Source organism: Sphingopyxis sp. H050 (genome assembly GCF_001468265.1).
Lineage (GTDB): Bacteria > Pseudomonadota > Alphaproteobacteria > Sphingomonadales > Sphingomonadaceae > Sphingopyxis.
Genome location: NZ_LNRZ01000007.1, coordinates 111,496 through 125,608 on the forward strand (window position 1 = coordinate 111,496; position 14,113 = coordinate 125,608).

The window sequence follows — 14,113 nt, forward strand, 5'->3', positions numbered from 1 at the left end:
GTTGGTAATCGAAATTTCATGGTGATCGGGCGCGCGGAGTTGAAACGGGCCGAACACAGACGCGTAAGCTGCGGACTGGCCACGACATGGAGTCCCCACCTGTTCCATTGCCCTGTTTGCGCCTCCCCACCGCCGCGCAATATTAGCGCAGGCCCGACCGGCCCGGCAATCGCAATTTCCCGCACAGCGGCTGCAGGGGATGATCGCGCCTCGCCCTGAAATCGTGACCGGCGCAAGCGCGCCGGTGGCATGAGCGGTAAGTTCCGGCCTCGGAGGCTAAACGCGGTCCTATTCAACGATCGCTATTACGCGGTCGCCGTCACCCGGTTTCGCCCGTCCCGCTTTGAGCGATAAAGTCGCCGATCCGCTTCTTCAAATACGCTGTCAATTTCTGCCAACGCATGCAGTTCTGCAATCCCGCCACTAATGGTGATATCGAACTCAAGCGATGCCGAAAGGATAGCGATCTCGCTTTGAAGCCCTCCGAAAAAACGTTGCGCTGCTGTGATGTCGCCAGCCAATAGGATCAGGAATTCGTCACCGCCCAATCGCGCCACAAGATGATCGCTACCGGAAAGACGCACAATAGCCGCGGCCAGTTCGACCAACGCGCGATCGCCAGCCTTGTGACCGAACCGGTCATTTATGCCCTTGAAATTATCTATATCGATCAAGGCAATACAGGCTGCCTCTCCCTTGATCGGAACGCGCTCAATGGCTGCATCGAAGCCGGCGCGATTAGGAATTTTGGTGAGGGGATCCGTCATTGCGAGGCGCGCGATCTCCCGCTCGCGCGCTCGCTGCGCCGTCACGTCACGGACAGTCGCAACTGTTCCGACCACTTTTTCGTCCGACATAACCGCCTTGACCGTCGCCTCGAGCGTGCGACCCTCGAGATTGGTGGGAGCGAAATCGGCGATCTGGGTTTCGGCGGGATCGGCAAGGGCGGCGCGGCATAGTTTAGCCAGGACCGGGCTGATCTTCAGCGCAAGCTCGTCGATCAAGGCACCGCGGCAGGACCCAGCACTTAATCCCAGCAGCTCGTCGGTCGCTCCATCGGCCCAACGGCAACTGCCGCCATCATCGAAACTGAGGATCGCGTCGGGGGAATGGTCTAGAATCATCCGCAGCATTTCTTCCCGACGCGCTGCCTCGGCCAACGCCTCCGCGCGCGAGGCAACGAGAGCGGTCACAGGCAGTGCTGTCCCGAGCAAAATGGCGAGATAGGACTGGAAGAAGATCGCTTCGAAAACCGGGCCGCCCTGCACCAAGGCAACCGGTCCGAGATGGTAGACTGCGGCAAGCGCGCCGGAAATCCCAACGATAACCACCCCCGCTTGCGTGGCGAGGCGACCTGACCGGAAAGCTAGCAGGAGGAGGCTGCAGAGGGGCGCGAACAAAAGCGGGAGACCGCTTTGGCCGAAGACAAACGCGCTGACGGCTGTGTGAAACAGCAAGAGGAACAGATCTTCTGCGCGCTTTCGCGAGCCGCGCATACCGAGCGCCGATACATAGCTCCCGTCGAACCATGATTTTAGAAACGGTGTCAGGATAACAATGCCGAGCGCGTTGCTCGAGTACCAACGCTCTAGCGAAGGTAGAAATGCCTCGCCATAGTTCACCCAGGATACCGTCGACCCGGCGATCGCGCCTACTGCGGGTGCAATGAGCCCGCCGCAGATGAGAAAGGTGAATGTCGCACGAGCATTGGCAAGAATCTCGCCTTTTTGCGAGCAACGACGTAATGTCCATGCCGCAAGAAGAACTTGAGCCATGTTTATAAGGCCATACAAAGTAATTCCCGGCGCCCATTCGCGGGTCAGGGCGTTGGCGCCAAGGTTTGCTGCCCATCCCAACGCAAGTGCGAGCGGCCAATCCGATTTCGGTCGGCTCAGCAAAAGCGCGAGGATCGCCGCATCAGCTAGCCACACGGTAGCGTGGCTCTTGCCGTCACTCGTGAGAAGGATCGTGCCAGCAGCGAGGGTGAAGTATAACAGCGCCCCGGTCAGTAACAGAGCGACGCGGTGTTGGGCCCGGCGAACCGGCCGAATGGTATCGTTTGATGGCATCGCGACTGCTCAGTGTTGCGGCGCGTTATACGGCAAAGTTTGAGAGCGAAACAGCATTTTGACCATAACGGAGAGACCGGCAGAAAGTTTAACAGGACTGTGAGCATCTTGTACGTACCCGCCATGCTTGCTCGCCGATCGTTCGCTGCGCTACGGATTCTCCAACTTGCCAATATCGGACTTTTCCGTGCGTCTGGAAGGCGTTCCCATCTCCTGCGGAACATCCAAGGAAGATCAGCATCGCGGCAAAGTGGCTAGTTCGAGAGGCGTCACCGCGGACTCTCTGCGCTCCGAATAGCGGTCGACGAGCTGTTCGGCGTGGCCGCGGATGAGCACGGTAAAGCGGACAAGCTCTTCGGCGACATCGACAATGCGGTCGTAGTAGCTCGATGGCAACATACGGCCTGATTCGTCGAATTCCTGATAGGCCTTGGCGACGCTCGACTGGTTGGGAATGGTGATCATCCGCATCCAGCGGCCGAGGATGCGCAGCGTGTTGACGCTGTTGAACGATTGCGACCCTGCCGATACCTGCATCACGGCAAGCGTGCGCCCCTGCGTCGGGCGGAGGCCCTTGTAGGCGAGGGGGAGGTGATCGACCTGCGCCTTCATGATGCCGGTGATCTGGCCATGGCGCTCAGGGCTGCACCAGACCTGACCCTCGGACCAGATGGAATGCTGCCGCAGCTCCTCGACCGCCGGATGATCATCGTCGGCGATCTGATCGGGCAAGGGGAGGTCGGACGGATCGAAGATGCGGGTCTCACAGCCGAAGAGCTGGAGGAGGCGCGCGGTCTCCTCCACGACAAGGCGCGAGAAGGAGCGCTCGCGCAAGGAGCCATAAAGCAGCAGAATGCGAGGTGCCGGATCGAGCGGCCCGAGGCCAAGCGCTGGCCGCGCGCGAATATACTCAGAGCTGAGCGCCGGGAGATGGTCGGCATCGCTGAGACCGCGCAGGCGCGTGAAACTATGTTCGGTCATGTGTGTCAGGCTTCCGAAGGCGTGCTTGCCGGGAACCAGCGGCGTCCGAGGCGGAACGCGACGCTGACGAGCAGGATGAGGACGGGCACTTCGACGAGTGGGCCGATGACCGCCGCAAAGGCCACGGGCGAGGCAAGACCGAAGGCGGCGATCGCGACCGCGATAGCGAGCTCGAAATTATTGCCGGCGGCCGTGAAGGCAACCGCTGTCGTTCGCGGGTAATCGGCTTCGATGAGCTTGCCCATCCAGAAGCTGATGACGAATTGCACGACGAAATAGATGGTGAGCGGGATGGCGATCCGGACGACGTCGCCGGGGATGGTGAGAATCTCGCTGCCCTTGAGGCTGAACATCGCAACGATGGTGAATAGTAGCGCAACGAGCGTGATCGGACCGATCTTCGGCAGGAAGCGGGTCTCGTACCATAGCTCGCCCTTCGCGCGTGCGAGAAATCGGCGCGTGAGATAACCCGCAAGGAAGGGGATGCCGAGATAGATGAGCACGGCCTCGGCGATCGTCCAGAAGCTGACGTCGATGACGCTGCCTTCGAGACCGAAGAGTGGCGGCAGAAATGACAGGAAGAACCAGGCGTAGACGCTGAAGAAGAGGATCTGGAAGATCGAGTTGAAGGCGACGAGCGCCGCGACATATTGATTGTCGCCCTTCGCGAGCTGGTTCCATACGATTACCATCGCGATGCACCGCGCAAGACCGATGAGGATCAGCCCCGTCATATATTCGGGTCTGTCCGCGAGGAAGATGACCGCGAGAGCGAACATCAGAACCGGTCCGATAATCCAGTTCTGGATGAGCGAGATTGCCAGAACACGCTTGTCTTCGAATACGCGCGGCAACTCGTCGTAGCGCACCCTGGCGAGCGGCGGATACATCATCAGAATGAGCCCGATGGCGATCGGGATATTCGTCGTTCCGATCGACATCGCATCGATCGCACCGGGGAGGCTCTTGAACAGCGAGCCCAGGAGGACGCCGAGCGCCATCGCAAGGAAGATCCAGAGCGTCAGATAGCGGTCGAGGAAAGAGAGGCGTTCGCGCTTTGCGGCAGTCATGACGATCCCTTCAGGCCTGGACGCGGTTGCCGTCGGCGTCGACGACCTGTTCGCCGTCTTCCTTGGCGAAGGCACCGAGCTGGCGGGCCGGGAGAATGTCGAGCACCGCTTCGGACGGGCGGCAAAGTTTCACGCCCCGCGACGTGATGACGAGCGGGCGATTGATGAGCACCGGATGCGCCATCATCGCATCGACGAGCGCGTCGTCGCCGAGGTCGGCGTCGTCGAGGCCGAGTTCTGCATAGGGCGTGCCCTTTTCGCGGAGCAAGTCGCGCGGGTTCATATCGGCGCGTTCGATCAGTTGCTCGAGCAAGGCGCGCGAAGGCGGTGTCTTCAAATATTCGACGACATGCGGTTCGATGCCTGCATTGCGGATGAGAGCCAGCGCGTTGCGCGACGTCCCGCATTCAGGGTTGTGATAGATGATGATGTCGGCGGTCATGCGCCTGCCTCCCGATCGCCCGTTGCACCCTCGGTGCGGCCGATGTCCTTCAACTTTCGCGCCATCGCCATCTCGTCGATGCTTTCGTGCGGTAGCGCGAGGAAGAGTGCGATCCGGTTCGACATGTAATGGAGCGCGCGTTCGAACGCTTCGCGCTGGCCCGGACCTTCGACCGCGGCGGGATCTTCGATCCCCCAATGCGCGGTGGTCGGGTTTCCCGGCCAGATCGGGCAGGTTTCGCCCGCTGCGTTGTCGCAGACGGTGAAAATGAAATCGAGCTTCGGCGCAGCCGGGCCCGAAAACTCGTCCCAACTCTTCGACCGGAGATCGCGCGTATCGAACCCGAGTTCGCAGAGCAGTTCGAGTGCGGCGGGATGCACGTCGCCCTTGGGAAAGCTGCCAGCGCTATAGGCCCGGAATCGGCCTTCCCCCATGCGGTTCAGCAGGGCTTCGGCGAGGATCGAGCGTGCACTGTTACCCGTGCACAGGAACAGCACATTATAGGTCTTCTCTGTCATGTCGCGCCTCAGCCGTTGCAGGAAATGTTGGCGAAAATATCGGCGCACATATCGGGCGCGCCCTGGCAGCAGTCCTTCATCAGGAAGGTGAGCAGGCGGCTCATGCCGTCATAGTCGGCGCGGTAGTGGATCAACCGGCTCTCACGTTCGGACTGGACGAGCCCTGCGCGTTCGAGCGTCGCTAGGTGATGCGACATGGTCGATGGCGGTACTTTGGCCTGCTCGGCGATCGTTCCCGCGATCATGCCATCGGGGCCGGCGGTGACCAGCATACGGAAGACGGCGAGACGGGTCTCGTGAGCGAGTGCGCCCAACGCGTCCACGGCCCAAACCTGGATACTCATGTCAGTCATAAGAATCGACCTTTCTAGATGTATCGAAATATAGCATCGGAGCGGGGCGCGCAAATTATATTTCGAAAATTGTGGAATTATGAAATCGCCATGGAGGGGTTGCGGGCAACCATATGCGTCGCGCTTGCGCAAGGCATGAGGCTTGCAGCGAGGTTTCACCGCGACGCACGGCCACCTTCGGCGGCCGCAGAGGGAGAGGAGAGAGGGGCCAGGTGACGGGTTGAAACCGGGAGAGAGGCTTCCGGACCCGTCGCGGAGACACGCCATGACACTTCATCCCAGCACCCTCGCCCGCAATTCGTCGCCGGGCTACAAGGTCGACATCTCGCGCGGCCAGCGCATCGGCCGCGTCTCGTCCGAATGGTTCTCGCGGCCCGACGACGAGCGCTATCTTTCCCTCTCCGACCTTCATGATGCCGTGCGCGCCCGGGTCGACACCGCGACCGCGCGCACCGTCGAAACGCGCGCTATCCGCGTCGTCGCAGCGGCCGACGAGCCCGAACGGCTGAGCCTGCTCCTTCCCGATCGCGAGGCGCCCGTTGCGCCCACGCACTGGTCGTTCGGGCAAATGTGCAGCCTCGTCGGCGCGCCGTCCGGCTATCTGCGCCAGCTTCCCGCCGCCCTGGCGGGTATCAACATGCAGCACGGCCTGCTCGCCCATCGCGGTGAATTGGTGAAGACGCTCGAGACAGGCGACGGGCGCACCGAGCTGCGGGCCGTGACCGGCCCCGACTATGGCCGCATCTGGGATCACGAACTCGTCGCCGCGGTTATGAAGATCGCAGGCAATGGCACCGGCGATACACGGTGGAAGGTGCCGGGGCTCCTCGACTGGTCGACGATGCACCACAATCCCTTCGTCGAGGTCACGAAGGATACGACGACGCTCTATGCCAGCGATCGCGACGTCTTCGTCTTCCTTGTCGATGACGCCAACCCGATCGAGGCCGGTCGCCTGCCCAATGGCGATCCCGATCTCTTCTTCCGCGGCTTCTATTGCTGGAATAGCGAAGTCGGGTCGAAAGCCCTCGGCATGGCGACCTTCTATCTTCGCGCCGTCTGCATGAACCGTAACATCTGGGGCGCCGAGGGTTTCGAGGAAATCAGCATCCGGCACAGCAAGTTTGCGGCAGGACGCTTCGCGCAGGAAGCGGCGCCCGCGCTCGAACGCTTCGCCTCGTCGTCGCCCGGGTCCTTCATGAACGGGATCAAGGCGGCTCGCGCGGCGATCGTCGCGCGCGATGATGACGATCGGCGGACCTTCCTGCGCAAACGCGGCTTCTCGAAGGGCGAAAGCGATCGGATCATTCGCAGCGTGCTGCAGGAAGAGGGGCACCCGCCCGCATCGATCTTTGACTTCGTGCAGGGGATCACCGCGCTGGCCCGCGAGCGTCCGCATCAGGACGGACGGCTCGAGCTCGAAGCCAAGGGGGCGAAACTTCTGGCCTCGGTACACTGATCCTGCCTCGCGTTCGCCGCCGGCGCGGTCCTGTCCCTTCAGAGGGAGAGGGCTGCGCCGGAGCCATGACGGGCTGGGAGCCGGGAGAGAGTCTCGCGGCGGCCTGTCATGGAGAAGCATCATGACGAAACAGGCAAAAATCACGCTCAGCGGCGCGCGGGAAATCCCCTTCAACGCCCTCGTTCTGAGCCAGGCCAATGTGCGGCGCGTGAAAGCCGGGGTGTCGATCGACAGCCTGGCGGCGGACATCGCGCGGCGCGGATTGCTCCAGAGCCTGACGGTTCGCGCGCAGCGCGACGAGGAGGGCAAGGAGACCGGGCATTTCGAAGTCCCGGCCGGCGGCCGCCGCTTCCGCGCACTCCAGATGCTGGTGAAGCAGCGGCGCCTGGCGAAGACCGAGCCCGTCCCGTGCATCGTCCGCGACGATGACGCCGTGTCGGCCGAAGAAGATTCGCTCGCCGAGAATGTCCACCGCGAGCCGCTGCATCCGCTCGATCAGTTTCGGTCGATGCAGAAGCTCGTCGAACAGGGCAGCGACGTCGAAACGATCGCGGCCACCTTCATGGTCACGCCGGCGGTCGTGAAACAGCGTCTCAAGCTCGCCGAGGTCTCGCCCAAGCTGCACGACATCTATGCCGAGGACGGCATGACGCTCGAACAGCTGATGGCCTTTTCGGTGTCGAGCGATCACGCAAGGCAGGAGCAGGTGTGGGACATGCTCGCCTCGAGCCACACCCAGCAGCCCTGGTATATCCGCGCGCGCCCGACCGAGGACAAGGTGCGGGCATCGGACAAGCGCGTTCTGTTCGTCACGCTCGACGCCTACCGCGAAGCCGGCGGACATATTCTTCGCGATCTTTTCGAAAGCGATGACGGCGGCTGGCTTGAGGACGTCGCGCTGCTCGACCGGCTGCAAGCCGAGAAGCTCGAAGCCGAAGTGGCCGGTATCGCGGCCGAAGGCTGGAAGTGGGTCGAGACCGCGGTTGACTTCCCTTATGGCCACACTTTCGGTCACCGTCCGATCGATGGTGTTGCGGCCGAGACGAGCGCCGAGGACGAAGCCCGGATCGAAGCGTTGCGCGAAGAAGCCGACCGGCTCGAAGACGAATGGGCGGGGGCCGAGGACATCCCCGATGAAATCAGCGCCCGGATCGAGGCGATCGACGAAGAGATCGCCCCGCTCGTCTCGAAGCCGCTGATCTACGATCCTGAAGAAATGGCGATCGCCGGGACCTTCGTCAGCATCGATGTCGACGGGTCGCTGCATATCGAACGCGGCTTCGTGCGGCCCGAGGACGAGCCGCAAGCGCCCGCCGAGGATGGGGCCTCCGAGGGCGAGGGTGCAGCCGGCGACGCGATCGACGATGACGTGCAGGGGGCTGGGACCAGCGAGATGACCGTGGCGGTGGCGATCGTCACCGCGAACTGGCGATAGAATTCGCCGGTGATCCCGGTGAGGAAGGTCGTCGGCACGAACACCGCGCAGAGCACGAGCACGATCGCGACCAGCGCGCCCGACACCTCGTCCATCGAGGTGTGCGCGGCTTCGCGGGGGCTGAGGCCGTGCTCCATGTTGCGCTCGACATTCTCGACGACGACGATCGCGTCGTCGACGACGATGCCGATCGCGAGCACCAGCCCGAACATCGACAGCGTGTTGAGCGAATAGCCGAGCCCGGCGAGCACCGCGAAGGTGCCGATCAGCGACACCGGGATCGCGATGACCGGGATGATCGCGGCGCGCCAGCTTTGCAGGAAGACCAGGATGACGATGACGACGAGCAGCATCGCTTCGAGCAGCGTCTTCTGCACCGCGGTCATCGATTCGCTGATGAACTCGGTCGGGTTCCAGATGATCTTGTACTCGAGCCCCTTGGGAAAGCTCTTCGCGGCGTCGGCCAGCTCGGCCTTGATCCCCTCGGCGGCGGCGAGCGCATTGGTGCCCGGCCGCTGGGTGACCCCCATGATGATCGAATCCTGGCCCGACAGATAGGCGTTCACGCCATAATCCTCGGCCCCCAGCTCGACGCGCGCGACGTCGCTGAGGCGCGTGATCGCGCCGTCGGGCGCGGTGCGCACGATGATGTTCGCGAATTCATCGGCGGTCTTGAAGCGGCCCTGCGTCTCGACGCTCAGCTGGTGCGCGGCGCCGGTGTCGAACGGCGGCTGGCCGACGGTGCCGGCGGCGACCTGGACATTCTGCGCGCGCAGCGCCGACACGATGTCGCCCGCGGTGAGGTTCAGTTCTGCCGCGCGGCCGGGGTCGATCCACACGCGCATCGCATAGTCGCGCGCGCCGAACACCTGCACGTCGCCGATGCCATCGACGCGGGTCAGCCGGTCCTTGAGCTGGGTCAGCGCATAGTTGGAGACATAGCTGCGATCGAGCGAGCCGTCGGGCGACAGCACATTGACCGCCATCAGCCACGAGGGCGAGGTCTTGCGCACGACGACGCCCTGCCGCCGCACTTCCTCGGGCAGGCTGGGTTCGGCGAGCGCGACGCGGTTCTGGACGAGCACCTGCGCGGTATCGAGGTCGGTGCCGAGCTTGAAGGTGACGGTGATCGTCACCCGCCCGTCGCCGGTCGATTGCGACGACTGGTACAGCATGTTGTCGACGCCGTTGATCTGCTGCTCGATCGGCGCCGCGACGGTGTCGGCGACGGTCTCGGCCGAGGCGCCGGGATAGTTGGCGCTGACCGTGACGGTCGGCGGGACGACCGCGGGGAATTGCGATACCGGCAGCCCGAAATAGGCGAAGGCGCCGACGATCGTGATGATGATCGCGATCACGCCCGCGAAGATCGGGCGGCGGATGAAGAAATGGCTGAGACGCATGGCGGGCCTCCTCGGCCCGTCGGGGCCGGCAAGATGGTGCAATCGGGTGGGCGAGGCCGCGCCGGACGGGGCCGGCGCGGCTCGCGGATCGGATTCGCGGACTTAGGGCGCCAGCGTCGCCTGCGACGCGGCGGGCGATTGGCTCGCCCCTGCCGGCGCAGCGGGCGCGGCCTTGGGCTGGATGGTCGTCGGCTTTGCGGTCACCTTGGCGCCGGGCTGGGCGAACTGGATGCCCTGCACGATCACCCGCTCGCCGGGCTTCAGCCCCGAACGGATGACGCGGAGGCCCGCGACGAGCGGGCCGGTCTCGACCGGCCGCGCCGCGACGGTGCCGTCGTTGCCGACGACGAATAGCTGCTTGCGCGCCTGGTCGGTGCGCACCGCGGCGTCGGGGACGAGCAGCGCCGACACCGTCCCGCCCTGCGCCAGGCGCATATTGCCGAACATGCCGGGGGTCAGGAAATAGTCGGGATTGTCGATCACCGCGCGGACGCGCAGCGTGCCCGAATTGGCGTTGATCGCATTGTCGGCGAAATCGACGCGGCCCTTCCAGCGATAGTCGCTTTCATCCTGCAGCCGGATCTCGACCTGCTGCGCCGCGGCGCCGCCGGCCTGGCGCTCGCGCTGCGCCTTCAGGAACAGCGCCTCCGAGGCGTCGAAGTTGAAGTAGATCGGGTCGAGCGCGTTGATCGTGGTGAGCAGGCTGCCGCCCGCCCCCTCGCCCGCGGCCACCAGATTGCCCGCATCGACGCGGCGGTCGGAAATCCGGCCGCCGATCGGCGCGCGGACCTGCGTGAACTCCATGTCGAGCGCGCGCGAGCGGACGCGCGCGTCGGCGGCGGCGAGCGCAGCGGACGCGGCGCGCACCTTGGCGTTCAGCTGGTCGATATCGCTCTGCGACACCGCCTCGTCTGCGACCAGCCGGTTGGCGCGGGCAAGATTGGTCTGCGCCAGCGCCAGTTCGCTGCGCGCGCTCGCCGCCTCGGCGCGCGCCTCGGCGAGCGCGGCGGCGAACGGGCGGGCATCGAGGGTGAAGAGCAGCTGGCCCTTGCGGACGATCTGGCCGTCGGTGAAGTGGACGCCGACGAGCTGGCCCGACACGCGCGGGCGCACCTCGACCGCGCGGCTCGCCTCGAAGCGGCCGACATAATCGTCCCACTCGGTGATGTCGCGGACCAGCGGCGCGGCGACGGTGACCACCGGCATCGGCGGCGCGGCGTTGGCGGGGGTGTCACGCTGGGTCAGACCCCAGCCGGCGGCGACGAGCAGCGCGAGCGGAAGCCCGTATTTCAGGCCCTGACGCCAGCGGCGCGGCGGCTGGGCGGTGGGCGCGACGGCGGCTTCGGCCGTCTCGTCGCGCGTGATCGGGGAGAGCATGTTCATCGGTCTACTTTCGGAAGAGGCGGGCGACGTGGACTTCGGCCACGCGCTTGCCGAGCAGTTCATAATGGTCGGTCGTGAAGCCCGCGGCGAAGAAGGACTGGAGTTCGCTCTTCGGCACCGAATAGCTGTGGTGCCAGGTCAGCACCGCCATGCGGCGCAGCGCCTCGAGCTTCGGGTCGGCGAGGCGGCGGTTGAAGCCGTGGCCGAGCAGGCGGCCGAGGAAAGTCTGGAAACGCCCCGGTTCGCGCAGGCTCGTCGGCCGGTCGTGACGCGCGAGCATCACGACCGACCATTCGAGCGCCGAAAAGCCGGCGGGATGTTCGGCCTTGGGCGCTACAGCAGGGGGGGAGAAGGTCTGGGACAGGCCGGCCGGCGCGATGGCGCTGGCGACCCCGTCGTTCAAAGCAAGATAGGCCATGATCGTCCTCCTGGATCGATTTGCCGGGCGCAAGGGGGCTTACACCCCGGGACGCTTGCGCCCGGCGAGGGGAGATTTCGGATACAGGAGACCGATCGCCGCCAAGCCTATGGCAGCGCGATATCCCGCGGAATATGTCTGGGCTGACCTAAGAAATCAGGTCGGTACGGAATGACAGTCCGGTCGCTTCTGACGGCGATTTCTGCGTCCTGCTCATCTGTACTAAGCGGTATATAAAGCTCCCGTTCATCTTGTCAAGGAGTTTTGTACCGATCGGTATCGAAAAAAATTCAGGCGCTCGGCCAGAGCGCGAGACTGGTGTCGACCAGCTTCTCCAGCTCGGCGCGCGTCGCGCCCGCGCCGGCCTGCACCGTGATCCCCTGCAGGATCGCGTAAAGAAAGCTCATCAGCCCTTCGGCGTCGATATGCGCGGGCAGGTCGCCCTCGCGCTTCGCCTGCTCGAACCGCTCGACGAGCGCGCGCTGCGACGAGGCGCGGCGGCGGATCACATCGGCCTTGATCGACTCGGCCTCGGGGCTGCACGCGAGCGAACTCATCAGGCCCATACAGCCGTGCGGATCGCCCTCGGCGGCGTGGACATCGACCCCGCTGCGCAGATAATATTCGGCGACCTTGCGCGCCGTCGGCTGCTGGAGCGCGGCGCGCGTATATTCGAGCTTTTCGGCTTCGTAGAGGTCCAAAGCCTTGTGAAACAAGGCTTCCTTGTTTCCGAACGCGGCATAGAGGCTGGGCTTGGTAATCCCCATCGCCTCGGTGAGGTCGGTCATCGACGCGCCGTCATACCCCTTCGCCCAAAAGACGTGCAGGGCTTGCGCGAGCGCCTGATCGACACAAAATTCACGCGGGCGGCCTTTGACCGCAGGGACAGTTTCGACTTCCATAACGAGCGGTATATAATAGGCCGCGGCGAAAAGTCCAGTGCCGGAACAGGGCAGAGCGTCAGAACAGCCCCGGCAGTTCGCGTTGCGCCGCGCGCGGCTGCTCGGGGACGAGCATCTCGGGTTCGGCGACGACGCGTTCGTTCAGGCTCTGCGCTCTAAGCCCGCTCGGCGCTTCGGCGATCCGCGTCGTGCAGGCGCGGCCCGCCAGGAAGTCGATCGCGGCCCGGATCGAGGCTTCGTTCGCGTCGCCGAGCTGGACCGTCAGGTCATCCGCGGCGGCGCAGCTGTTCGTGATCTTCGGCGCGAGGCCGCTGTAATAGTCGCTTTGACCGGTCGCATTGCCGGTCGCGAAGGCGACCACGCGCAGGCGGTCGTCGCATTCGGCCTTGTCGAGCGCGATCTGGCCGACCGGCTTGCCGAAGGTGTTGCTGCCGACCAGCGTCATGTTGGTGCCCAGATAGGGCAGCATCGAATTGATCACCAGCTCGCTGGCCGAGGCGGTCGATCCGGTGCCGATGAAGGCGATGCGCGTCGGCGCAATCGATTCGGGCTGGGCGGTGAAGAAGTGGCGCGTGTTTTCGACCGATTTGGACGCGCGGAAATTGGTCTGCGAGAAAACCTCCGACGCACTGCGATTGCGCCCGAGCAGGTCGCCCATCAGCTCGGCGGTCGAGACCAGCCCGCCGCCGTTGTAGCGAAAGTCGATGATGATGTCGGTGACGCCCTGGTTGCGGAAATTCTGGAAAGCCGCCCGCAGCTGCGGGTTTGCCGACGAGATGAAGGTGCGCAGGTTCAGATAGCCGTAATTGCGCCCGCCATCGGCGATGATCTTGGCGCCATAGCGGTCGGAGATCGGGTCGAGCGCATAATCGGCCTTGGTCACGCTGATGTCGCGCGTCCCGCTGGCGTCGACGACGCGCAGCAGCCGCGTCACACCGGGATCGCTCGGCCCCAGCGCGTTGGTGATGCCGGCGGTGCCCTCCGCCGCCACGATGTTCGCGACGGTGCGGAGGTTCGACGCGTTGGTGCCGATCGCGGTGATCCGCGCGCCGCGGTCGATCCCCGCGGCAAAGGCCGGCGCGGTCTCATAGGCTTCGGCGATGACGACGCTCTGGCTCGCCGCATCATAGCTCAGCCGCACGCCGAAACCGGCGCTCGACCCGCTATTGAAAAAGGCGTTCTCCTCGGCGATCGAGGTGATGTAGGTGAAGAAACGATCCTTGTTCAGCGCCCGCGCCGGCGCGACCAGCGCGTCGATATAGGTCTGGACGTCGGTGAAGCTTGCGGGATTGACCCCGGCCGCGACGTCGCTCGGGAACAGATACCATTCGTCGATCACCGCCTTGGCGAACGTCTGGCGCGCCGACAGGCCGCAGCCTGCGGTTGTCGGGGTGGGCGTCGGCGTGGGCGTGACGGTCACCGGACCGCCGCCGCCGCCGGTGCTGCCGCCCCCGCCGCCGCACGAGGCGAGCAGCAACGACAGGACGGTCAGCGATGCGATGCTGCGACGCATATTTTTCCCCGGACTAATCAATATGCTTGGACCATAATGCGCCCGACTTGAATTGAAAATGAAGAAGCGATGAAAGGACTTTCGGCGCCCCGGGGGGCGGGGGGGATGTCGGCTTTCGGGCGGAAGGGGACATAAAGCTCCTCCCCGCTTGCGGGGAGGGGGACCGC

At 64.5% G+C, this 14,113-nt stretch carries 12 protein-coding genes and 1 pseudogene; 2 read left to right on the plus strand and 11 right to left on the minus strand.

Annotated features, from left to right (window positions below):
- Positions 1 to 305: 305 nt before the first annotated feature.
- The 6 genes from ATE67_RS15085 to ATE67_RS15110 form a co-directional block, all read right to left on the minus strand.
- Positions 306 to 2,069 (minus strand): sensor domain-containing diguanylate cyclase, encoded by a 1,764-nt coding sequence (locus tag ATE67_RS15085; RefSeq protein WP_058817490.1) that lies wholly within the window; start codon positions 2,067 to 2,069, stop codon positions 306 to 308.
- Positions 2,070 to 2,303: 234 nt separating this feature from the next.
- Complete coding sequence (arsH, locus tag ATE67_RS15090) at positions 2,304 to 3,050, minus strand: arsenical resistance protein ArsH (protein ID WP_058817491.1); 747 nt, start codon at positions 3,048 to 3,050, stop codon at positions 2,304 to 2,306.
- 5 nt (positions 3,051 to 3,055) lie between these two features.
- Positions 3,056 to 4,120, minus strand: coding sequence for an ACR3 family arsenite efflux transporter (arsB, locus tag ATE67_RS15095; RefSeq protein WP_058817492.1), 1,065 nt, complete (start codon positions 4,118 to 4,120; stop codon positions 3,056 to 3,058).
- Between the two features lie 10 nt (positions 4,121 to 4,130).
- Positions 4,131 to 4,562: an arsenate reductase (glutaredoxin) gene (arsC, locus tag ATE67_RS15100; protein WP_058817493.1), complete on the minus strand. Its 432-nt coding sequence runs from the start codon at positions 4,560 to 4,562 to the stop codon at positions 4,131 to 4,133.
- Positions 4,559 to 5,080, minus strand: a complete 522-nt coding sequence (locus ATE67_RS15105) for an arsenate reductase ArsC (RefSeq protein ID WP_058817494.1) — start codon at positions 5,078 to 5,080, stop codon at positions 4,559 to 4,561. The genes arsC and ATE67_RS15105 overlap by 4 nt, the downstream gene beginning before the upstream one ends.
- Before the next feature lie 8 nt (positions 5,081 to 5,088).
- Complete coding sequence (locus tag ATE67_RS15110) at positions 5,089 to 5,433, minus strand: ArsR/SmtB family transcription factor (protein WP_058817495.1); 345 nt, start codon at positions 5,431 to 5,433, stop codon at positions 5,089 to 5,091.
- 265 nt (positions 5,434 to 5,698) lie between these two features.
- Between ATE67_RS15110 and ATE67_RS15115 the strand changes: the two genes are divergently transcribed.
- Both ATE67_RS15115 and ATE67_RS15120 read left to right on the plus strand, forming a co-directional pair.
- Entirely contained in the window at positions 5,699 to 6,892 is a 1,194-nt protein-coding gene (locus ATE67_RS15115; protein WP_058817496.1) for a hypothetical protein, read from the plus strand.
- Positions 6,893 to 7,013: 121 nt separating this feature from the next.
- Positions 7,014 to 8,327, plus strand: coding sequence for a ParB/RepB/Spo0J family partition protein (locus tag ATE67_RS15120; protein WP_058817497.1), 1,314 nt, complete (start codon positions 7,014 to 7,016; stop codon positions 8,325 to 8,327).
- Here the strand turns inward: ATE67_RS15120 and ATE67_RS15125 are convergent.
- From ATE67_RS15125 to ATE67_RS15145, 5 genes and pseudogenes are all read right to left on the minus strand, one after another.
- A pseudogene (locus tag ATE67_RS15125) lies at positions 8,243 to 9,730 on the minus strand (efflux RND transporter permease subunit); the annotation flags it as partial. The gene ATE67_RS15120 and the pseudogene ATE67_RS15125 sit on opposite strands and share 85 nt — an antisense overlap.
- A gap of 102 nt (positions 9,731 to 9,832) precedes the next feature.
- The gene (locus tag ATE67_RS15130; RefSeq protein WP_058817498.1) at positions 9,833 to 11,113 is read right to left on the minus strand and encodes an efflux RND transporter periplasmic adaptor subunit; all 1,281 of its coding nucleotides are present in this window, start codon (positions 11,111 to 11,113) and stop codon (positions 9,833 to 9,835) included.
- A 4-nt stretch (positions 11,114 to 11,117) separates the two neighbouring features.
- The gene (locus tag ATE67_RS15135; RefSeq protein ID WP_058817499.1) at positions 11,118 to 11,531 is read right to left on the minus strand and encodes a hypothetical protein; all 414 of its coding nucleotides are present in this window, start codon (positions 11,529 to 11,531) and stop codon (positions 11,118 to 11,120) included.
- Between the two features lie 290 nt (positions 11,532 to 11,821).
- The gene (locus ATE67_RS15140) at positions 11,822 to 12,433 is read right to left on the minus strand and encodes a TetR/AcrR family transcriptional regulator (RefSeq protein ID WP_058817500.1); all 612 of its coding nucleotides are present in this window, start codon (positions 12,431 to 12,433) and stop codon (positions 11,822 to 11,824) included.
- Between the two features lie 58 nt (positions 12,434 to 12,491).
- On the minus strand, positions 12,492 to 13,946 hold the full coding sequence (locus ATE67_RS15145) for a S41 family peptidase (protein WP_058817501.1): 1,455 nt from the start codon (positions 13,944 to 13,946) through the stop codon (positions 12,492 to 12,494).
- Between the last annotated feature and the right edge of the window lie 167 nt (positions 13,947 to 14,113).

Excerpts from the sequence above, each read along its gene's own strand:
- ATE67_RS15085 (WP_058817490.1), bottom strand. The coding sequence starts at position 2,069 with ATGCCATCAAACGATACCATTCGGCCGGTTCGCCGGGCCCAACACCGC.
- arsH (WP_058817491.1), bottom strand. The coding sequence starts at position 3,050 with ATGACCGAACATAGTTTCACGCGCCTGCGCGGTCTCAGCGATGCCGAC.
- arsB (WP_058817492.1), bottom strand. The coding sequence starts at position 4,120 with ATGACTGCCGCAAAGCGCGAACGCCTCTCTTTCCTCGACCGCTATCTG.
- arsC (WP_058817493.1), bottom strand. The coding sequence starts at position 4,562 with ATGACCGCCGACATCATCATCTATCACAACCCTGAATGCGGGACGTCG.
- ATE67_RS15105 (WP_058817494.1), bottom strand. The coding sequence starts at position 5,080 with ATGACAGAGAAGACCTATAATGTGCTGTTCCTGTGCACGGGTAACAGT.
- ATE67_RS15110 (WP_058817495.1), bottom strand. The coding sequence starts at position 5,433 with ATGACTGACATGAGTATCCAGGTTTGGGCCGTGGACGCGTTGGGCGCA.
- ATE67_RS15115 (WP_058817496.1), top strand. The coding sequence starts at position 5,699 with ATGACACTTCATCCCAGCACCCTCGCCCGCAATTCGTCGCCGGGCTAC.
- ATE67_RS15120 (WP_058817497.1), top strand. The coding sequence starts at position 7,014 with ATGACGAAACAGGCAAAAATCACGCTCAGCGGCGCGCGGGAAATCCCC.
- ATE67_RS15130 (WP_058817498.1), bottom strand. The coding sequence starts at position 11,113 with ATGAACATGCTCTCCCCGATCACGCGCGACGAGACGGCCGAAGCCGCC.
- ATE67_RS15135 (WP_058817499.1), bottom strand. The coding sequence starts at position 11,531 with ATGGCCTATCTTGCTTTGAACGACGGGGTCGCCAGCGCCATCGCGCCG.
- ATE67_RS15140 (WP_058817500.1), bottom strand. The coding sequence starts at position 12,433 with ATGGAAGTCGAAACTGTCCCTGCGGTCAAAGGCCGCCCGCGTGAATTT.
- ATE67_RS15145 (WP_058817501.1), bottom strand. The coding sequence starts at position 13,946 with ATGCGTCGCAGCATCGCATCGCTGACCGTCCTGTCGTTGCTGCTCGCC.